At 47.9% G+C, this 4,181-nt stretch carries 4 protein-coding genes; 2 read left to right on the plus strand and 2 right to left on the minus strand.

Features of this window, described 5'->3' with window-relative positions; translation table 11 throughout:
• Together FP815_03120 and FP815_03125 are read left to right on the plus strand one after the other, a co-directional pair.
• Nucleotides 1-1,115, plus strand: a 1,115-nt coding sequence (locus FP815_03120; protein MBA3013927.1) for a PAS domain S-box protein, incomplete at its 5' end; no start/stop codon positions are given.
• Nucleotides 1,116-1,139: 24 nt separating this feature from the next.
• Nucleotides 1,140-2,876, plus strand: a complete 1,737-nt coding sequence (locus FP815_03125; protein MBA3013928.1) for an NAD-dependent malic enzyme — start codon at nt 1,140-1,142, stop codon at nt 2,874-2,876.
• Here the strand turns inward: FP815_03125 and FP815_03130 are convergent.
• Entirely contained in the window at nt 2,863-3,180 is a 318-nt protein-coding gene (locus FP815_03130) for an MGMT family protein (GenBank protein MBA3013929.1), read from the minus strand. The genes FP815_03125 and FP815_03130 overlap by 14 nt on opposite strands.
• A gap of 41 nt (nt 3,181-3,221) precedes the next feature.
• Nucleotides 3,222-4,025: an AMP nucleosidase gene (locus tag FP815_03135; GenBank protein MBA3013930.1), complete on the minus strand. Its 804-nt coding sequence runs from the start codon at nt 4,023-4,025 to the stop codon at nt 3,222-3,224.
• Nucleotides 4,026-4,181 lie beyond the last annotated feature (156 nt).

The raw sequence follows: 4,181 nt of genomic DNA on the forward strand, positions 1-4,181 counted from the left end.
AAATCCAGACCCGCCTACAGATCGAACAGGAGTTAACCAACGCGAACAAGCGATGGCAGATCACCTTCGACTCCATGCCAGATTTCATCTCGATCCATGATCGAGATTTTACTATACTCCATGCCAACCAGGCCTTGATCGATTTTTTGGGCAAATCACCGGAAGAAATTATTGGCGCTAAATGCTGTCAGATTTTCCACTCCAGTTGCACCCCCTGGACGACCTGCCCCCACCGTGAACTACTCGCCACCGGTCGATCCCATACCAGCGAGGTCAACGATCCTCACCTCGGCATCCCGCTTCTCGTCACAGTGGTGCCCATTCGACGTGAAGGGGAAATTATCGGCTCCATCCATATTGCCAAGGACATCTCACATCAAAAAACCCTTGAAGAGGAACGACAAAAAAATATCAACCTGGAGTCCATTGCCTCTCTCTGCGGCGGACTAGCCCATGACTTCAATAACCTATTGACCGCCCTCGGTGGCTACATTGACCTTGCCAGCATGGAAAAACGCCCAGAACGGTTAACGCAATGGCTCGGCCAGGCCAAGATGGTTACCAACCTCACAACTGAGCTAACAAGCCAATTGCTCACCTTTTCCAAGGGCGGAACACCAATCTTAAAATACATCTCCGTCCCCATGCTCATCCATGGGAATATAGACCGATTTAGCAAGACTCTGCCCAATGTTAAGACCAATGTCAACATTGACGATGACATCTGGCCTATCAGCGGAGACAATGAACAATTACGTACAGTCTTGAGGAACCTCTTCTACAACGCAGCCGAAGCTATGCCGAAAGGGGGCACGCTGACCATCGAGGCACACAATGTTCCCGAGGAGTATAATTGCACCCCTTTGAATCAAGACTCAGTTTTGATCACATTAAGAGATGAGGGGATTGGCATCAGCCCGCAAATTATTGACAGAATCTTTGATCCCTATTTCACCACCAGCAGTAAAGGATCGACCAAGGGAAAAGGGCTTGGATTGGCACTCTGCCATTCCATTATCCGTAAGCACCATGGTCACATTGCCGTATCCTCGACCGAAAACCACGGCACCACTGTTTCAATTTATTTACCCGCCATAGTTGCCCCTACTGCATAAGATCTCGGAGGATCCGCCATGCCCATGTCCCAACACAACTATGGATTCAGCTATGATGAGTATGGCAACACCAAAGCAATCTCCGTCTTCCAGCGCGGATTTGACCTGTTTGGAAATTCTTACACATGCAAGGGAACTGCCTTTACCCAGGAAGAAAGGGACGCACTGGAAGTGGATGGTTCGGCACCTCCATCGGTCAGAACCCTGGAGCAGCAAATCTCTAACTCCGTGAAAAAAGTCAACGCCAAGACCAGCGACATCGAAAAATTCATCTACATCAGATCACTTTTCGATCGCAACGTAACGCTCGCCCACGCCGTAATCGCCGCAGATATCGCCCGCTACATGCGGATCATCTATACTCCCACCGTCGGGCTGGCATGCCAGCATTACTCGTCAATATTCCGCCAGGCCAACGGCCTGCATCTCTACCCTGGCAACATCGACAAAGCAGAAAGTATCCTGCGGCAGTTCACTCACCGTGACATCCGGGTGGCTGTGGTCACGGATAATCAGGGAATACTGGGAATCGGCGACCAGGGAGCTGGCGGTATCGCTATCTGCTTGGGGAAATTGATGCTTTACACCCAAGGAGCAGGTATTGCCCCCTGGCATTGCCTGCCGATCTCTCTCGATGTCGGCACCGACAACCAAACACTGCTGAACGATGATGAGTACTTGGGCTGGCACCACGAACGCCTCAAAGGAGATGCCTACATTGAATTTATCCAGCGTTTTGCCCGGGCATTCCGAGCTGTATTCCCCAATGCCCTCTGTCAATGGGAAGATTTTTCCAAACAAAATGCCTTTGCCATTCGCGACAGCTACCTTCATGACCTGATTTCATTTAACGACGACATCCAAGGAACCGGGGCTATTACCTTGGCGGGAATATTCTCGGCCATGGCAATCAAAAAGGAATCGATCACTGACCAGATCTATTTGATCCATGGAGCAGGCGCTGGAGGAGTAGGCATTGCAGAACAGATTGATGTTGCTTTGATTGAAGCGGGACTAACTCCCTCTGAAGCCAAGGCAAAAATCTTTACCTTGGACAGTCACGGTCTTGTGACTTCTGATCGGAAGATCGAACCGTATAAGGAAAAATTTGCCAAGAATCCTGAACACCTGTCGTGGCTCAGAAAAACAGGAGACGCATCTCTACTTAATGTTATCAGGAACGCTAAGATTACAGTGCTCATTGGCACCTCGGGTCAATATGGTTGTTTCACAAGAGAAATCGTCACAGCCATGCTGGCCAATAGTTCCCGACCCGTCATCCTGCCACTCAGTAATCCCACATCTATGTCCGAAGCTGAACCAAGCGACATTTACCAATGGACTAACGGTCAGGCACTGGTGGCCACCGGAAGTCCATTTGAGCCAGTATCCTCCGGCGGTGATATGATCCGCATCGGGCAATGCAATAATGTCTTCATCTTCCCTGGTGTCGGACTTGGAGTCTTGACCTCCGGGGCAAGAGAAGTCCTCCCCTCGTTCTTCACTGCCGCAGCAAAAGCCGTATCACGCCAAGTATCTAAGTCGGATCTAAAAAAAGGGATCCTTTTTCCACCTATCGACAAATTAAATGAAGTAACTCTGGAAGTCGCTTTTGCGGTGGGTGAAGCAGCAATCAAGGCGAATGCAGGACGACTCTGCGTCTTCAGCAGTTTTCAACACAACAACAATATCCACCGAATCAAAGAACTAATCACAATGATGCGGTGGAAACCTGTATATCTGCCACTCATCCCAATGTAACAACCCAATCTGGATTAGATAATACTCCATCCTTGAAATCAACACCCTCTGCCTCAAGAAGCTCAAGCTTGCGCTGTATAGCGGCGGACTCCCGCTTCCCCAAAAAACCTCCAGAGGTCAGATCACTTTTTATAACCCGATGACAAGGGACATGGGGGGCGAATGGATTCTTTCGCAACGCCTGCCCGACTGCTTGACAACTGGCGCATCGTATCGCTGAGGCAATTCCTCGATAGGTCATAACCCTCCCTCTCGGAATCTGCGCTACAAGCTGATAGACACGACACTGAAAAGGTGAAATCAAACAATCATTCTGGGAGCAATGGCTCTTTCTCGTCACGGCAATCACATACCAACCTTGCACTGACCATCCTTGCCATTTTTATCAATGTCCCGACGAATCGTCGCCATAATATCGATACCCATCTGCAGATGATTGTCGGTAAATTTACAAAAAAAATCAGAAGCACTGTCCTTACTCTTGATACCCCCTTTGCGCAATGGCAGATCAGAGACCAACATGATCGCACCAGTTGGCACGTTTAAGGCGTAGCCGACAGAAAACAGGGTTGCTATTTCCATATCAATGGCAAGTATTCGATGCTTTAAGATATAATCAATAAATTCTTGATCGAACTCCCACATCCGGTAATCGGTGGTCAACATAATTCCGTTACGAGGTTTTTTTGATGTCCTCTCAGTAATTACCTCCTCACAAATGCGATTAATCCAAAAGCCAGGCTGTGCCGGCACATCCTTAGGAAGATAATGTTGACTGGTCCCTTCATCACGGATACTGGCCGTAGGAATAATTATATCACCCACATCCAGGTCATCAGCGATGCCTCCACACATACCTAGCATAATGACGCACTCTAAATTATCTAAAAATGACAAACAGTGCATAATAATCCCTGAAGATGGGGAACCAACACCGTAATTGATTATAGAAACTCCGGTCTGCTGATCATGAACAACGTCCCAGTAGCCCGACTTAATGGGATTCCCAGTTTTATCTGAAAAATCCTGCACATATCGAGGAAAGTTGCATAATAATATATATGAACCAAACTCATCAACCGTGGATCCTGTATATCGTTCAAGAGTATTCCTGGCGTAGCTGTCTGGACGTAAAAGAGAAGAACTCATGATCAACTTCCGTTAGTAGAGTGTATTTATTGACCTAATCAGGAGGAGAAGTAAAAGCGAACACTAAAAGCATTGTATCCACAGGTGGGTAAAAAACAAGAGTAAAAGAGGTGGAAGGGGACTCGAATGGACAAAAAAAAAGGTTCCTTGCCTAGT

It is taken from the genome of Desulfobulbaceae bacterium, assembly GCA_013792005.1.
GTDB lineage: Bacteria > Desulfobacterota > Desulfobulbia > Desulfobulbales > VMSU01 > VMSU01.

What these genes read in the sequence shown, in the direction of transcription:
- FP815_03125 (MBA3013928.1), top strand. Translation starts at nt 1,140, where the DNA reads ATGTCCCAACACAACTATGGATTCAGCTATGATGAGTATGGCAACACC.
- FP815_03135 (MBA3013930.1), bottom strand. Translation starts at nt 4,025, where the DNA reads ATGAGTTCTTCTCTTTTACGTCCAGACAGCTACGCCAGGAATACTCTT.